This is a genomic window from Paeniglutamicibacter sp. Y32M11 (assembly GCF_019285735.1).
Classification (GTDB): Bacteria; Actinomycetota; Actinomycetes; order Actinomycetales; family Micrococcaceae; genus Paeniglutamicibacter.
On the sequence record NZ_CP079107.1, the window covers coordinates 1,667,607 to 1,682,035 of the forward strand.

Genomic DNA, 14,429 nt, shown 5'->3' on the forward strand with positions numbered 1-14,429 from the left:
ACCACCTATGCGGTGTTGTCCTGACCTGAGAGATGGAAAGGCAGATAGGCTAACCGTATGAGACGCGCAAAAATCGTGGCCACTTGGGGCCCGGCGATCGGTACCTACGACAAGACACTGGCAGTACTTAAGGCGGGTGTTGACGTAGCTCGTTTGAATATGAGCCACGGCGACCACTCGATGCACGCCGAGAACTTGGGCAATGTGCGGGCCGCGGCCCAGGAACTCGGCCGGCCGGTCGGCATCTTTGCCGACCTGCAGGGTCCGAAGATTCGCCTGGGCCGGTTTGTAGATGACGCCAAGCACATGCTGCACGTCGGTGACACGTTCACCATCGTGATTGCCGATGTGCTCGGCGATGCAACGTTCTGCTCCACCACGTTTAAGGGACTTCCGCAGGACGTCAACGTCGGTGACACCCTGCTGATCAACGACGGCAAGGTTGCCCTGCGCGCCACCGCCGTTGATGACGAAAAGGTTGTCACCGAGGTTGTTGTCGGCGGAGAGGTGTCCAACAACAAGGGCATCAACCTTCCCGGCGTTGCCGTCAACGTTCCGGCGTTGAGCCAAAAGGACGAGGACGATCTGCGTTGGGCCATCCGTGCCGGCGTTGACATGGTCGCACTATCCTTCGTTCGCAACGCCAGCGACATCACCCGCGTGCACGAAATCATGGACGAGGAGGGTCGCCGCCTGCCGGTGATCGCCAAGGTCGAGAAGCCGCAGGCAGTGGACGCCATCGAAGAAATCATCGATGCGTTCGACGCCATCATGGTCGCCCGTGGTGACCTGGGTGTCGAACTTCCGCTCGAAGAGGTTCCGCTGGTTCAGAAGCGCGCCATCGAATTGGCTCGCCGTTGGGCCAAGCCGGTCATCGTGGCCACCCAGGTGCTTGAATCCATGATCGAGTCCCCGACGCCTACCCGCGCCGAGGCCTCGGACTGCGCTAACGCCGTACTTGACGGTGCCGACGCCGTCATGCTTTCGGGGGAGACCTCGGTGGGCGAATACCCCATCGAAACCGTCGAAACCATGGCCCGCATTATTTCCTCCACCGAAAAGCACGGTCTGGACCGTATCCCGCGTCTGGGCTCCAAGCCCAAGACCCGTGGTGGCGCCATCACCCGTGCCGCCGTGGAAATCGCCGACCAGTTGGATGCCAAGTACATCGTGGCCTTCACCCAGTCCGGCGATTCGGCGCGCCGGCTCTCCCGGCTGCGCCCCAAGCGTCCGGTTCTGGCCTTCACGCCGTTGCCGCAGACCTACAACATCATGACGTTGATGTGGGGCATTCAGCCCCGCTTGGTCGAGTACGCGGACCACACCGACAAGATGACCGCACAGGTTGACCGCGCACTGTTGGATGAAGGACTGGCCGAGGTCAACGACATCGTTTGCATCGCTGCCGGTTCCCCTCCAGGGCAAGCAGGTTCCACCAACTCGCTGCGCATCCACAAGGTCGGAGACCTTGCCGATGCAGGCCAGCTGGGCGACGGCAAGCCGATGCCTGCTCGTGAAAAGGTTGGTCCCTGGGCCACCGAGAACGTTGTAGGCGAAAACGCCCGCACGATCTAGTCACTAGGCGGCAAAAGGCCGAATCATCGTTGTGATTCCCGTACGGGGAAAAACGACGAGGATTCGGCCTTTGTCATTTCTGCGTGAGCTCAGTCAACGGTGTTCGATCAGTCAACGACCGCCGCAATGGCTTCGATCTCAACAAGCTGGTTTTCATAACCGAGCACCGTGGTGCCCAAGAGCGTGCTGGGGACATCGTGAGAGCCGAAGGCTGTGCGAACCTCATTCCAGGCCGTGACTAGGTCGTTCTGGTCGCTGGAGGCCACCAGAACGCGCGTGGAGATGACATCCTCGATGCCGGCACCGGCAGCCTCTAAGGCAATCACCATATTGCCAATGCAGGCTCGGGCCTGGTGGGCAAAGTCGCCGATGCCGACCGTCTTCCCCTTTTCATCTAGGGGGCATGAGCCGGCCAAGAAGATCAGTCGGGCGTTGGCCGGCGCTGTTGCCGCGTAGGCGTACTCGGCTGTGTTGCTGAGCTTCGTTGAGCGTATGAGTGAAACGGCGCTTGGCGTGGGGGAGCGTCCTATCGGAGTTCTCAAAAATGGGGGTGGGCGGGCCTTCAGCCTAACCAATGCGTGTTCGTAGGCACCGAAACCAGCGGCCCGATGTCGCTCGTCCGGCGCGGTGGGTACCGTCAATCTCGACAAGACCCCGCTGGGATCCGCTCTATTCTCTGTGCACGCTTCAACGCTCGGTGAGGCATGATCGGCAGCCGAAGTACCGCGGCGAAGTACGGCCGCGCTCAGCTTCGATGGACCAGCTGCTCGCGATTCTGAGGCTGCAAAGTGGCGCCCATGCACTCGGTTTTAGGGGTGGAATATTGCTACGGGTTGGCCGCGTAATAAAGGCGATAGAAAATGACTTTGTTGCAAAGCCATCGGCGAGAACCTGGCGTACCTGTCGACGCAAAAGAAAAGCTCCGATCCCTTATCAGATAAGGGATCGGAGCTTATTTGTGCCCGAGGTGGGACTCGAACCCACACACCTTGCGATACTGCATTTTGAGTGCAGCGCGTCTACCATTCCGCCACTCGGGCGAGCACTATTTGAAGCAGCGAGAATAAGCATAACCGATAATTGCTTTGGTTCGAAATCCTCGCGTCCTTGCGGTTATCCACTGTACATGCAGATAGGCTTATCTGTGAAACTGAGTATTGATGATGTCCCCGGTCACCCCGGGATTGAAGGAGCAACATGAGCGACCTGCCCGAAGTTACCCGTATTGAGGCCGAACCGCACAGCGCACCCCGCCGTGTCATTGTCGCTGAAGATGAAACACTGATCCGTCTTGACATCGTTGAGATCCTGCGCGGCGAAGGCTATGACGTGGTGGCCGAGGCCGACAACGGCGAAAAGGCCATCGAGCTGGCTCGTGAACACAAGCCCGATCTGGTGCTTATGGACGTCAAGATGCCGGTCATGGACGGAATTACCGCCGCCGAGACCATCGTCAAGGAACGCATCGCACCGGTGGTCCTGCTGACGGCCTTCAGCCAGAAGGAATTGGTGGAGCGGGCCCGCGAGGCCGGTGCCATGGCCTACGTTGTGAAGCCCTTCACCCCAGCAGACCTGATTCCCGCGATTGAAATTGCCATTTCGCGCCACGAGGAAATCACCGCCCTCGAAAAGGAAGTGGGGGACCTGACCGAACAGTTCGCCACTCGCAAGCTTGTTGAGCGGGCCAAGTCCCTTTTGACGACCAAGATGGGGCTGACCGAGCCCGAGGCCTTCCGCTGGATTCAGAAGACGTCCATGGATCGTCGCCTGTCCATGCGTGAAGTCGCAGAGACCGTGATCGACCAGGTTAAGTAACACCGCACACAACTCATTGCCCAACGTGGGGCCGCAGGAATCGTTGATCGGTTCGTGCGGCCCCATTGTTGTCCGCAGCGGTACTGCCCAGCGGTTGCGGAGGTGAGAAGTGTTCGGCAAGCCACAACGAAAGGTCCAGCATGATGCATGCTTCAACGCCCATGGGGGAGCAGTTTGAGCTGTCCGCCAGTATCAATGGAGCCCGTCAATTTGCCGTGGTCAACCAGGTCGGTGCCGCCTTGCGGCGACTATCCATCAATGGCGTGGAGCTGGTTCAGGACTACCCCGCCGCCATCGCCGCGCCCTCCTGCGCCGGCGTGGTGCTCGTGCCGTGGCCCAATAGGGTGGCGGGAGGCAAATGGAAGAACCAGGGCCGTGAAGAGCAGCTGCTGATCACCGAACCCAAGCTCAACAACGCCATCCACGGGCTGTTGCGGCATCACGCGTACAGCAGGGTGGCCAGCACCGACTCCAGTGTCACTTTGGCCGCGACCATCGCCCCGGCGCCCGGCTACCCCTTCGAACTCGCCACCACGGTGCACTACCAATTGCTGGCCGGTGGACTCAGCGTGACCCATCGCCTGCAGAACCTGGGAACCGATACGGCTCCGGTGGCCATCGGTGCCCACCCGTATCTTCGGCTGGGTGAGGTGCCCATCGGTGAGCTGGAATTGGAGGTCAACGCCGAGGTTCGGCTTGGCCTCGACTCCTCGATGATCCCCACCGGTGAGGCTATCCCCGTGGCTGGGACGGCATTCGACTACCGGGAAGGGCAGCTTTTGGGGCAGGTGGCTCTCGATGATGTGTGGGCGCAACTCATCCGGGACGCTGATGGCGGCTCTCGCCACTATTTGCGGGCAGCCGACGGCAGGCGTGTGGAGCTGCGGATGGATGCGAACTTCGGATTCCTCCAGGCTTACACGACCGCGAGTTTCCCCGGCACTAATGGACCGGTGCATGCCATTGCGCTTGAACCCATGACGGCACCGGCCAATGCCTTTAATAGTGGGCAGGGCCTGCATCAACTTCAACCGGGACAGGTGTGGGAAGCCTCGTGGGGGATCGGCTACAGTTCGGGAGGTGGCGCACAATAGGATGAATTGCACCCGTGGATGGCACGAAAGGAAGCATGATTTGATGAAAACCCAAGGCGTTGTTCTCACTCTGGCGGTTCGAGATGCCGAACGTTCTCTGGCCTTTTATCGCGATGCCGTGGGCTTCGAGCAGGCCACCCTCACCATGGGCTTGGTCTGCCTGGAGCTGCCGGGGATGACCATTTTCCTTGCGGAGCACGAGGCCTTCACCAAGTACTCGCGGGAGGCCAAGCGCACGCCGCTGCTGCCGGTGCCCGCCACCGATGCCATGCTGAGCTGTGCCATCGCGTCGGTTTCAGAAGTCAATCAGGTGTTAGGCGCCGTCGCGGATTCCGCGGGTAAAGCCTTTGAGGCGCACGAGATCGAGCACGTCAGCGGGCGCCTTCAGTACGTCGGTACCTTCGCGGATCCCGACGGCCATCTCTGGCAACTAGTGTGCAACCTGGAGAACTCACAGGGCTAAAGGATCTGAAGGAGCCCGCTTGTGTCTCTTTATTCGAAGCGGGACGGATCGCCTAGGCCAACGCGCGCAATCACTGCTTCGCCACTCGAGTAGTCAATGACGGTGGTGGGTTCGATGCCACACTCGCCGGAATCGATGACACCTTCGACCACGTGGTCAAGCGCCTCCTTGATTTCCCAGCCCTGCGTCATCGGGTCTTCCTCGCCCGGCAAAAGCAAGGTGCTGGAAAGAATCGGTTCACCCAGTTCTTCCAACAAGGCGCGCACCACAGCGTTATCGGGGATGCGCACACCAATCGTCTTCTTCTTGGCCTGCATCAGCCGCCGCGGCACTTCCTTGGTCGCCGGCAGGATGAAGGTGTAGCTGCCCGGTGTGACGGCCTTGATGTCGCGGAAAACCTGATTGCTTACCTCAACATATTGACCCAGTTGGGCGAAGTCCTTGCAGACCAGCGTGAAGTGGTGTTTGTCCCCAACTTCACGAATGCGCCGGATCCTATCCAAGGCGTCGTGGTTTCCGATCTGGGCACCGAGCGCGTAACAAGAATCGGTGGGGAAAGCGATCAGACCGCCGTTGCGAATCATTTCCACTGCCTGAGCAATGGCACGCGGCTGCGGGTTTTCCGGATGAACATCTAAGAATCTAGCCATTGCACGAGCTTACTTCTCCGCCACGATTCACGCACCTGAATCACCCCAATCGGCCCTTGTGCCGCGGCTTGACGGTCTGCTTCGGTCGGGAGCAACGGCGCGTGAAGTCGCTCACGTTGTTTCGCGACGGTGCCCGCCCATCCCTACCAGAGGGGGTTCGAGGCATGATTTGACGCCTCCGGCGAATTGACTCATGCCGGGCAAGCCATATGATGAATTTGCGACTTAGGTGAACGGAACCCCTACATTGGGTAAACAATGGGGGGAACTCGGAGTAGCCCAACGCAACTCGGCCCTTGCCCGTAACCCCACGATTGGTTCATACATGGATCTGACGCTCATCGTCGTCCTGGTCATTGCCCTTGCCTTGTTCTTTGATTTCACCAACGGCTTCCACGACACCGCCAATGCGATGGCAACGCCCATCGCCACCGGTGCCATTAAGCCTAAAGCTGCTGTCGCGCTTGCCGCGGTCCTCAACCTTGTTGGTGCTTTCCTTTCAACCGAGGTAGCTAAGACCATCTCCGGTGGCATCATCAAGGAAGGTGGGGACACTGGCGTGCAAATCATGCCGGCGATGATCTTCGCCGGACTGATGGGTGCCGTCGTCTGGAACATGCTCACCTGGCTGCTTGGCCTTCCCTCAAGTTCCTCGCACGCACTCTTTGGTGGTCTGATCGGTGCTGCCATTGTTGGTGCCGGATTTGGCGTCATTGACTACGGCGTATTGATGTCAAAGGTTCTGCTTCCCGCTCTAGTGGCCCCGGTGATTGCCGGAACTTCCGCTTATCTGTGTACGAAGCTCGCGTACTCGGTGACCAAGCGCCAAGCTGGGCTTTCCTCGCCGAAGCGCGGTGGTTTCCGCTACGGCCAGATCTTCTCTTCTTCGCTGGTGGCGCTGGCTCACGGCACCAATGACGCGCAGAAGACCATGGGTGTCATCACCCTGACCCTCGTGGCTTCGGGACTGCAGGACGCCGGTACCGGACCGCACTTCTGGGTCATCGCAGCCTGTGCCCTGGCCATTGCCCTGGGTACCTACACCGGTGGCTGGCGCATCATCCGCACGATGGGATCGGGCCTGACCGACGTGAAACCCGCTCAGGGCTTCGCGGCGGAGACGTCCACGGCTGCCGCCATTCTTGCCTCTTCGCACCTTGGCTTCGCCCTGTCGACCACCCAGGTGGCATCGGGTTCAGTCATTGGTTCGGGACTCGGTCGCAAGGGTGCGGAAGTTCGCTGGGGAACCGCCGGTCGGATCGCGCTCGGCTGGCTCTTCACTCTCCCCGCTGCGGGACTGATCGGAGCCGCAGCCGCGGCGCTGGCTCACTTCGGCAATATTGGGCTGGGCATCGTCGCCGTTCTGGGCATCGGATCCTTGCTGGTCATCTGGGTGCTCTCCCGCCGAGAACTGGTGGGTCATGCCAACGCCATTAGTGACGTCGATGTTTCCGGCGCAGCAGTAAACATCCCCACCAAGAAGCAACGTCGCAAGGCGGCACGAGCCAAGGCCAACGAGGCCGCCAAGGCCAACGAGGTCAGCCAGGCCGCCCCCGTCCACGAGGCCAACGAGGAGGTCAAATAATGACTATTCACTGGGATTCATTCCTGATTGTGGCCGTCGTGACCTGGGCCGCCTCATTGTTCATCGTTGGCGCCTATTCCTTGGGCGTTCGCCTCCTGGCCGTCGGCGAGGACTCACGGCGCGCAGAAGCCAAGGGATCGCCGCTTCCGGCGCGAGCAGCAGCGTACGGTTGCTTCGCCATGTGCGGCATCGTGGTGCTTTTTGGCATCATCCTCATCGTTCCGGCCCTGAGCGAAAGAATTCTCGGAGCCTAACAACAGCTTGAGTAGTAATCTTCGCCCGCCCGGATCGGCGCATCCGGGCGGGCGAACGACGTTAACGCCAAAGAGAGAGATTCAGCGTCCCGCGGTGTTGATTCCATGGATAGGATGGGCAGCATGACGCGATTCAGGTATTTTGTGGCGGCCTCCACCGACGGCTACATTGCAGACGAAAACGAACGACTCGACTGGCTGATGGAGTTCGACGGTTTTGAGGGTCAAGCCGAAAGCTATGACGAATTCATGAACGACATCGGTGCCATCGCCATGGGTGCCGACACCTACTCGTGGATGCGCACCGAGATGGGCGACAAATGGCCCTATCCGGGACTCCCAACGTGGGTCTACACCCATCGGGAACTCGCCCCCATTCCCGGCGCAGACCTGACTTTCGTCCGCGGCGACGTGACCGAATGGGCGCAGGACATCGCACGCAGTGCCAAGGGCAAGGATGTCTGGGTCGTGGGCGGCGGATCGCTGGCCGGACAATTTGTTGACGAGGGACTGCTCGACGAGGTGCTGCTCTATTCCATTCCGGTCCTGCTCGGTGGCGGCCGGCCCCTTGTTGCGATGCGCGGGCAAGCGAAACTTACCCCGACGTACACCCGCGAATACGCAGGAGGAATCCGCGAAACCCGCTACACCGTGAACAAATCACCGGGTCAAACTCGCGAATACTAAGAGCCGAAGCCCGGTTGGCTTGCCGCTAATTCGGCGAGCCAACGTTTGGTGTCTCGTGGTCGGACAAATCGTTTCACCCGATCGGTACCCAACCGATTTTCAAGCTCCACCATGCTCCGGCGCTTGGCAGCAAAGCTCTTGAAATGCCAGAGCAGAATGGACTTTTTGCCAACGGTTCGTTTCCACGTTTCAATGTTTCCGTTGCACACCAATTCGCGTCGCATGATCCGTTTGACGGTGCGCAATAAAAGTCGAAACAGCGAGATCGCGCGAGGGTAGTCAAGGCAGATCACCAGATCGCTCCGCTCAACGATGTCTTGCCGATAGGGTCCGTAGGCCGAATCAAAAACCCACACCGGCGCCGCTGCCGCCGCCACGGCTAGGGCCTTCTGCTCGGTGACATCACGTTGCGCCCAGCCCGGTAACCAGCCAAACTCGTCATCCACCAAGTGCACCGGGTAGTGCAGAATGCTTCCCAGCTCGCGCGCGAGAGTCGATTTTCCGCTGCCCGTGACGCCATGGCAGAGAATGCGTTGTGCGGGCTCAGCCATCGAGCAGCATGTTGGTGATCCGTGAGGTGCACAGACGACGGCCGGCTTCGTCGCTGATCACGATCTCGTGTGTGGTGAGGGTGCGTCCCAAATGAATCGGCGTGCATACCCCTGTCACTAATCCGGTAACTCCTGCACGATGATGGGTGGCCGAGATGTCAACGCCCACCGGCTTTCTGGCGCCCTGGCCATGCACCGCCGCAGCAAATGATCCCAGCGTTTCTGCCAGCGCCACGGAGGCGCCACCATGCAGGATGCCGGCGACCTGTTGATTGCCTTCCACCGGCATGGTGGCCACCACCCGGTCCACGGAAATTTCCGAGAAAATGATGCCCAACTTCTCGACCAGTGTGCCTACCCCGTGGCTGGCCAACATCGGCCACATGGTCGTGGGAACACCGTGCGCAGCCAGCTGCTGGGCAAATGGATTGCCCTCGGCCGCCTGCTCGGAGGCAAAGGTGCCTGATATCTCGATGCTCGATGCGTTGTCTTCAATGAAATTATTGCTCATGCCAACTAGGCTGGCATCTGTGAGCGAATCAACCAAACTTGTGGCAACCGATCCCCAGCGTTTACTCGTCATTGACGGGCACTCCATGGCCTTCCGGGCCTTCTATGCACTACCGGCAGAAAACTTTGCCACCGACACCGGGCAGTACACCAATGCCGTGCACGGATTCGTGTCGATGTTACTAACCATGATCCGGCAGCAGAAGCCTACCCACGTGGCCGTGGCCTTCGACCTGGATACCCCCACGTTCCGCTCACTGGAATACACCGAGTACAAGGGCGGCCGTAATAAGACCCCCGAGGAATTCCACGGCCAGATCGATTTAATCCGCAAGGTCATGGAAGCGATGAATATCCCCTCCATCTCCATGGAAGGCTACGAGGCCGACGATATCTTGGCCACCCTGGCGGCCAAGGGCGAAGCTGCTGGATTCAACGTGCTGGTGGTTTCGGGCGACCGAGATGCCTTCCAAATGATCACGGAAAAGACCCTGGTGCTGTACCCCAAGAAGGGTATCTCGGACATTCCGCCGATGGACGGGGATGCCGTCGAGGCCAAGTACTTCGTGCGTCCGGAACAGTACTCGGACCTTGCAGCGCTCGTGGGTGAGACCGCCGATAACCTTCCCGGCGTCCCGGGCGTCGGCCCGAAGACCGCTGCCAAGTGGATCAACCTTTATGGAGGCCTTCCCGGCATCTTGGAGAACATTGATGCCATCAAGGGCAAGGTCGGAGATTCGCTGCGCGAACACGTGGACAACGTGACCCGTAACCGCCGCCTGAACCACCTGCTGCGCGATTTGGACTTGCCGGTCGAATTCGAGGCAATGACCCTAGAGCGCCCAAACCGCGAGGCCATCGAGGAACTCTTTGACGCATTGCAGTTCAATACGCTGCGCAAGCGCCTCTTTGACCTCTTCGGAGATGAGCCACAGGACGCCGCCGAGGAAGTCGAAATCCCCGCGGCGGAAACACTCGGTGACGCGGCGAGCCTGGACACTTGGTTCGCTGCCCACGGCGCACAACTGCTGGGCATGCACCCCGCCACGGTTCCCGTCACGGGCGGCACCGACGTTGTCGGCTTGGCCTTCGCCTCGGCAGATGCCACCGCCTTCATTTCCCTCGAGGAAATTGACGCGGAGACCGAAAAGTCCTTAGCGACGATTCTGGTCTCGGTGAGCTACACGAAGGCCGTGCACGACTTCAAGGACACCTACAAGCTGTTGAAAAACCGTGGGCTTGAGCTCGCTGGGGTGGTTGATGACACCATGATCACCGCCTACCTGATTCAGCCCGATCGCCGCAGCCACGAACTGCACGATATTGCCCAGCAGCACCTGCGCTTCGCGCTTGATAGCACCGAGGCTCCCGCCAACGGTCAGCTCGCCCTGGATCTTGAGGGCCCGGATGTGGCAACCCCCGCGGTTCGCGGTGCCTATGCCGTACGTGAACTGAGCCTGTACCTGGCCGGCATGTTGGTGGAGCGTGGGGGAGCGCAACTGCTCACCGAGCTGGAAATGCCGCTTTCGCTGATTCTGGCCCGGATGGAAATGGCGGGCATCGCCGTGGATACGGCCAAGCTTGACGGACTCTACGAGGATTTCACCACCACGATCAACCGAGCTACCGAAGAAGCATTTGCTGCCATTGGCCACGAGGTTAATCTCTCCAGCCCCAAGCAGCTGCAGGTGGTGCTCTTTGAAGAACTGGATTTGCCCAAGACCAAGAAAATCAAGACCGGGTTCACCACCGATGCCGAGTCACTGGCCGATCTTCTGGTCAAGACCGGACACCCGTTCCTCGTTGCCTTGATGGCTTACCGCGACGCAACCAAGCTGCGCCAGACCGTCGAAGGCCTGCGCAAGGCTACGGCCTCCGATTCACGCATTCACACCACCTACGCGCAGACCGTCGCAGCTACCGGGCGTCTGTCCTCGCTGAACCCCAACCTGCAGAACATCCCCGTTCGTTCGGAAGAGGGCCGGCGCATCCGCGAGGTCTTCGTGGTGGGCGAGGGCTATGAAACGCTGCTCACCGCCGACTACTCGCAGATCGAAATGCGTATCATGGCGCACCTATCCGGTGACGAGGGCCTGATACAGGCCTACAAGGACGGCGAGGACCTGCACCGTTTTGTCGGTTCACACGTCTTCGGCGTTGAACCCGCGGAGGTCACCTCCGAGATGCGATCCAAGGTCAAGGCCATGAGTTACGGTCTGGCCTATGGACTGAGTTCCTTCGGGCTTTCCAAGCAGCTGAAGATCTCCGTCGACGAGGCCAGGACCTTGATGAAGGACTACTTCTCGCGGTTTGGCGCGGTGCGTGATTACCTGCGCGCGGTAGTCGATCAGGCTCGCAAGGACGGTTACACCGAGACGATCTTTGGCCGCCGACGCTACCTGCCGGAACTCGCCAGCGACAACCGCCAGCTGCGTGACATCGCCGAACGTGCTGCGCTCAACGCCCCCATCCAGGGGTCGGCGGCCGACATCATCAAACGCGCCATGCTTGGCGTTGAAGAAGGACTGGCTTCGGCCGGTCTGAAATCTCGCATGCTTTTGCAGGTCCATGACGAACTCGTCCTCGAAGTGGCGCCGGGTGAACTGGAAACCGTGGAAAAGATTGTGCGTGACAAGATGGGTGCGGCCGCAGACCTGGCCGTTCCGCTGGATGTCCACGTGGGTATCGGAATGTCCTGGCAGGACGCTGGGCACTAATGCCACGGCAGCTGCGCGGCTATACGATCTTCCGTTGCCTTCCGGGGCAAGGTCGGTAGCCCCACGCCGCGATCGCTGCCGAGGTTTAACCAGTCGTAGTATCTGACCGATGCTGAGCGGAAGACACCTCAGCATCGGTAAAGCCGTGGGGTCATGTGCGGTGCCCACAACGAGCATCGAGGGCACCGCACACCATTGTTAAATCCCACCCGTATCGATCGGAAAGCGTCAACAACTATGAGTGAAGAGAACACGATCCGCATTAATCGATTCGAACCCACACTTATCGACGGTGCCCCGGACGCACGAACGTCCTTGATGCTCTCGTCCATCAGTCGTGGATTCCACGAACTCGAGCTTGACGCCGATGACCTGAAGACGCTGGCTCAGATCAATGCGGACGAGAACACCACCTTCACGGCGGCCTACGATGAGGCGGCGGTTCAACCGTCACTGCATGCAGATGCCCCCGTCGCCACCTACGCCTCATTCCCCGGGACACTGAATATTGGCGGCGGAAATCTCATGCCGGTCCACCAGATCACCGCGGTGACCGTCAGCCCCACCCACCGCCGCCGCGGCCTGCTGCGGCAAATCATCACCGAGGACCTGCGCTTGGCGCGTGATGCCGGGGTGGCGTTCGCCGCGCTAACCGCATCGGAAGCCACCATTTATGGACGCTTTGGCTTCGGGCGGGTCACCCAGCGCGCCAGGTTCACGCTTAAGGTGTCCGGCGGGCTGCCCCTGCGCGGCACCAGCGAGGGCACCGTGGTGGCCATCAAACCCCAGGAGCTGAGCAAGTACGCCCCGGCCATCTTCGCCGCCGCACACGCACGGAAACTTGGCTCGGTCAGTGCCACACAATTCGACGTGGGTCAGGCCGCGGGTCTTTGGGAAGACCACGATTCGCCCAAGCCGGCAAAAAACCTCCGAGCGGCGCTGCACCTGGATGCCCAGGGGCGCCCCGACGGCTTCATGAGTTATAAGTTCTCCGGCTGGCAGGTTGTCCCTCCCACCATGGAAATTGGCCAGATGTGTGCCGTGACGGGTGCCGGACGCCGAGATCTGGTGGCTTACCTCGCATCTCACGACCTGGTGGAAAAGATCACCGGCCGCGGGCCCATCGACGACATTCTGCCTTCCGCGCTGCACAATCCACGGGACTACAAGGTCACCGCACAGGGGGACCACCTGTGGTTGCGCATTCTGGATATCAAAACCGCGCTCACGGCACGGACGTACAACGGCGACGGAAGCATCCGCCTGCGCGTCATCGACGATCTGGGATTGACCTCCGGCGATTGGGAATTGAGTGTGGAAGATTCCGTCGCCCGAGTGGACCCCGCCGCGGCCGGTAGTGAGCCGGATGTCACCGTGGATATCCGTGATTTGGCTTCGCTCTACCTCGGCGGTTTCCGGGCCACCCATCTGGCTCAGGCCGGAGTGCTGATCGTTCACCAGGCCTCGGCATTGGCCACCCTCGATGCGCTCTTTGCCACCAATACCGTTCCCTACTGCCAGGCGGACTTCTAGGATCATGACCAGTACCGCACCACGATCCACCCTCACCGGACGCCGCTCCGTGCTCGCTGCCCTGCTGGGAGCCAGCGTCACCCTTCTTGGCGCCTGCGCCGCTGACCCGGCATCACCCTCGACCCCGGCGCCCACCCCGACACCAACCCCGACGGCGGTCAGTTCGGCGCCACCGTCGGCCACGGCACCGGCGGCTGCTACAAAAGCCCTTCCCAGCCGCCAGGCCGTGGTGACCGCTTATGCCGGGAAACCCGCCGGTGACTTTGGTCTGGAAGTTCCTGGCATCAAACTGGGACTACCGCCCGGTGCGCGCGGTGCAGCCCTGACCTTTGATGCCTGTGGGGGAAAACACGGTGCGGGTTATGACGCGAAATTGATTGCCGCGCTGCGCAAGCACCAGGCTCCAGCCACCTTGTTCATCAATAGTCGCTGGGCACAAACCAATGCCTCGGTGCTACGCGAATTGATTGCCGACCCGCTTTTTGAGATCGCCAATCACGGCACCTCGCACGCACCGCTCACCAGCCGGGGGCAAGCAGCCTATGGCATCCCGGGCACCAAGACGGTGGGGGATGCCTACGATGAGGTCATGGGAAACCAACACTATTTGGCCGACGAATTTGGTGTTGAGGCGAAGTTCTTCCGTTCCGGCACCGCACACATGGATGAACTTGGTGCCGCGATATGCCGCGACGCGGGGCTTGTTCCGATGAACTTCACCATCAATCTGGACGCCGGAGCGACGTTCCCGCTCGCTACCGTGGCGGCCCAAACCATGGAGCTGGGCGCCGGCGACGTGGGAATTGCGCACTTTAATCAACCGTCCTCGGCTACCTCGGCCGGGGTCGCCCGGGCACTTCCGGGCCTGATCGAAAAGCTTGAGTCCAAAAATCTACGCCTGCTGACACTTTCGGCGGCCTTCGCCTGAGTTATCGTCCTTTTTGGGTTGACAAGATTCGGATTTGACGTTTTGACCCGGCAGGGTGTGGGGGAAT

General features: G+C 60.5%; 14 protein-coding genes and 1 tRNA gene. 10 read left to right on the forward strand and 5 right to left on the reverse strand.

Annotation, left to right across the window (positions count from 1 at the left end):
- Positions 1–57 precede the first annotated feature (57 nt).
- On the forward strand, positions 58–1,575 hold the full coding sequence (gene pyk, locus KUF55_RS07300) for a pyruvate kinase (RefSeq protein WP_132364968.1): 1,518 nt from the start codon (positions 58–60) through the stop codon (positions 1,573–1,575).
- Between the two features lie 107 nt (positions 1,576–1,682).
- Here the strand turns inward: pyk and KUF55_RS07305 are convergent, their stop codons facing one another.
- On the reverse strand, positions 1,683–2,105 hold the full coding sequence (locus tag KUF55_RS07305; protein WP_218818720.1) for a RidA family protein: 423 nt from the start codon (positions 2,103–2,105) through the stop codon (positions 1,683–1,685).
- Between the two features lie 429 nt (positions 2,106–2,534).
- Positions 2,535–2,615, reverse strand: a tRNA-Leu gene (locus tag KUF55_RS07310).
- 157 nt (positions 2,616–2,772) lie between these two features.
- Here KUF55_RS07310 and KUF55_RS07315 point away from each other — a divergent pair.
- From KUF55_RS07315 to KUF55_RS07325, 3 genes are all read left to right on the forward strand, one after another.
- Positions 2,773–3,390 carry an ANTAR domain-containing response regulator gene (locus KUF55_RS07315; RefSeq protein ID WP_132364970.1) on the forward strand — a complete coding sequence of 206 codons (618 nt, stop codon included), beginning with the start codon at positions 2,773–2,775 and terminating at the stop codon, positions 3,388–3,390.
- Between the two features lie 140 nt (positions 3,391–3,530).
- Positions 3,531–4,484 carry an aldose 1-epimerase family protein gene (locus KUF55_RS07320; RefSeq protein WP_218818448.1) on the forward strand — a complete coding sequence of 318 codons (954 nt, stop codon included), beginning with the start codon at positions 3,531–3,533 and terminating at the stop codon, positions 4,482–4,484.
- A gap of 43 nt (positions 4,485–4,527) precedes the next feature.
- A complete protein-coding gene (locus KUF55_RS07325; RefSeq protein WP_218818449.1) occupies positions 4,528–4,947 on the forward strand; it encodes a VOC family protein in 420 nt (139 codons plus the stop codon).
- A 29-nt stretch (positions 4,948–4,976) separates the two neighbouring features.
- On the opposite strand, the gene KUF55_RS07330 is transcribed toward KUF55_RS07325, so the two are convergent.
- Complete coding sequence (locus KUF55_RS07330) at positions 4,977–5,597, reverse strand: L-threonylcarbamoyladenylate synthase (RefSeq protein WP_132364973.1); 621 nt, start codon at positions 5,595–5,597, stop codon at positions 4,977–4,979.
- Positions 5,598–5,922: 325 nt separating this feature from the next.
- Here KUF55_RS07330 and KUF55_RS07335 point away from each other — a divergent pair, with 325 nt between their 5' ends.
- The 3 genes from KUF55_RS07335 (at position 5,923) to KUF55_RS07345 (ending at position 8,123) form a co-directional block, all read left to right on the forward strand.
- A complete protein-coding gene (locus tag KUF55_RS07335) occupies positions 5,923–7,182 on the forward strand; it encodes an inorganic phosphate transporter (RefSeq protein WP_132365033.1) in 1,260 nt (419 codons plus the stop codon).
- Positions 7,182–7,436, forward strand: coding sequence for a hypothetical protein (locus KUF55_RS07340; RefSeq protein ID WP_132364974.1), 255 nt, complete (start codon positions 7,182–7,184; stop codon positions 7,434–7,436). The genes KUF55_RS07335 and KUF55_RS07340 overlap by 1 nt, the downstream gene beginning before the upstream one ends.
- Positions 7,437–7,559: 123 nt before the next feature.
- Positions 7,560–8,123, forward strand: coding sequence for a dihydrofolate reductase family protein (locus KUF55_RS07345; RefSeq protein WP_132364975.1), 564 nt, complete (start codon positions 7,560–7,562; stop codon positions 8,121–8,123).
- On the opposite strand, the gene KUF55_RS07350 is transcribed toward KUF55_RS07345, so the two are convergent.
- Both KUF55_RS07350 and KUF55_RS07355 read right to left on the reverse strand, forming a co-directional pair.
- The gene (locus tag KUF55_RS07350; protein WP_132364976.1) at positions 8,120–8,674 is read right to left on the reverse strand and encodes an adenylate kinase; all 555 of its coding nucleotides are present in this window, start codon (positions 8,672–8,674) and stop codon (positions 8,120–8,122) included. The two genes, KUF55_RS07345 and KUF55_RS07350, sit on opposite strands and share 4 nt — an antisense overlap.
- Positions 8,667–9,185 (reverse strand): hotdog fold thioesterase, encoded by a 519-nt coding sequence (locus KUF55_RS07355; RefSeq protein WP_255557370.1) that lies wholly within the window; start codon positions 9,183–9,185, stop codon positions 8,667–8,669. Before KUF55_RS07355 ends, KUF55_RS07350 begins: the two co-directional genes overlap by 8 nt.
- An 85-nt stretch (positions 9,186–9,270) precedes the next feature.
- On the opposite strand from KUF55_RS07355, the gene polA reads away from it, so the two are divergent.
- The 3 genes from polA (at position 9,271) to KUF55_RS07370 (ending at position 14,362) form a co-directional block, all read left to right on the forward strand.
- Positions 9,271–11,901: a DNA polymerase I gene (gene polA, locus KUF55_RS07360; RefSeq protein ID WP_255557443.1), complete on the forward strand. Its 2,631-nt coding sequence runs from the start codon at positions 9,271–9,273 to the stop codon at positions 11,899–11,901.
- Between the two features lie 237 nt (positions 11,902–12,138).
- The gene (gene eis, locus KUF55_RS07365) at positions 12,139–13,434 is read left to right on the forward strand and encodes an enhanced intracellular survival protein Eis (protein ID WP_218818451.1); all 1,296 of its coding nucleotides are present in this window, start codon (positions 12,139–12,141) and stop codon (positions 13,432–13,434) included.
- A gap of 4 nt (positions 13,435–13,438) precedes the next feature.
- Complete coding sequence (locus tag KUF55_RS07370; RefSeq protein ID WP_218818452.1) at positions 13,439–14,362, forward strand: polysaccharide deacetylase family protein; 924 nt, start codon at positions 13,439–13,441, stop codon at positions 14,360–14,362.
- The last annotated feature ends 67 nt before the right edge of the window (positions 14,363–14,429 follow it).

What these genes read in the sequence shown, in the direction of transcription:
- polA (WP_255557443.1), top strand. Translation starts at nt 9,271, where the DNA reads ATGGCCTTCCGGGCCTTCTATGCACTACCGGCAGAAAACTTTGCCACC.
- KUF55_RS07370 (WP_218818452.1), top strand. Translation starts at nt 13,439, where the DNA reads ATGACCAGTACCGCACCACGATCCACCCTCACCGGACGCCGCTCCGTG.
- eis (WP_218818451.1), top strand. Translation starts at nt 12,139, where the DNA reads ATGAGTGAAGAGAACACGATCCGCATTAATCGATTCGAACCCACACTT.
- KUF55_RS07320 (WP_218818448.1), top strand. Translation starts at nt 3,531, where the DNA reads ATGATGCATGCTTCAACGCCCATGGGGGAGCAGTTTGAGCTGTCCGCC.
- KUF55_RS07330 (WP_132364973.1), bottom strand. Translation starts at nt 5,597, where the DNA reads ATGGCTAGATTCTTAGATGTTCATCCGGAAAACCCGCAGCCGCGTGCC.
- KUF55_RS07355 (WP_255557370.1), bottom strand. Translation starts at nt 9,185, where the DNA reads ATGAGCAATAATTTCATTGAAGACAACGCATCGAGCATCGAGATATCA.
- KUF55_RS07335 (WP_132365033.1), top strand. Translation starts at nt 5,923, where the DNA reads ATGGATCTGACGCTCATCGTCGTCCTGGTCATTGCCCTTGCCTTGTTC.
- KUF55_RS07345 (WP_132364975.1), top strand. Translation starts at nt 7,560, where the DNA reads ATGACGCGATTCAGGTATTTTGTGGCGGCCTCCACCGACGGCTACATT.
- KUF55_RS07325 (WP_218818449.1), top strand. Translation starts at nt 4,528, where the DNA reads ATGAAAACCCAAGGCGTTGTTCTCACTCTGGCGGTTCGAGATGCCGAA.
- pyk (WP_132364968.1), top strand. Translation starts at nt 58, where the DNA reads ATGAGACGCGCAAAAATCGTGGCCACTTGGGGCCCGGCGATCGGTACC.
- KUF55_RS07315 (WP_132364970.1), top strand. Translation starts at nt 2,773, where the DNA reads ATGAGCGACCTGCCCGAAGTTACCCGTATTGAGGCCGAACCGCACAGC.
- KUF55_RS07340 (WP_132364974.1), top strand. Translation starts at nt 7,182, where the DNA reads ATGACTATTCACTGGGATTCATTCCTGATTGTGGCCGTCGTGACCTGG.
- KUF55_RS07350 (WP_132364976.1), bottom strand. Translation starts at nt 8,674, where the DNA reads ATGGCTGAGCCCGCACAACGCATTCTCTGCCATGGCGTCACGGGCAGC.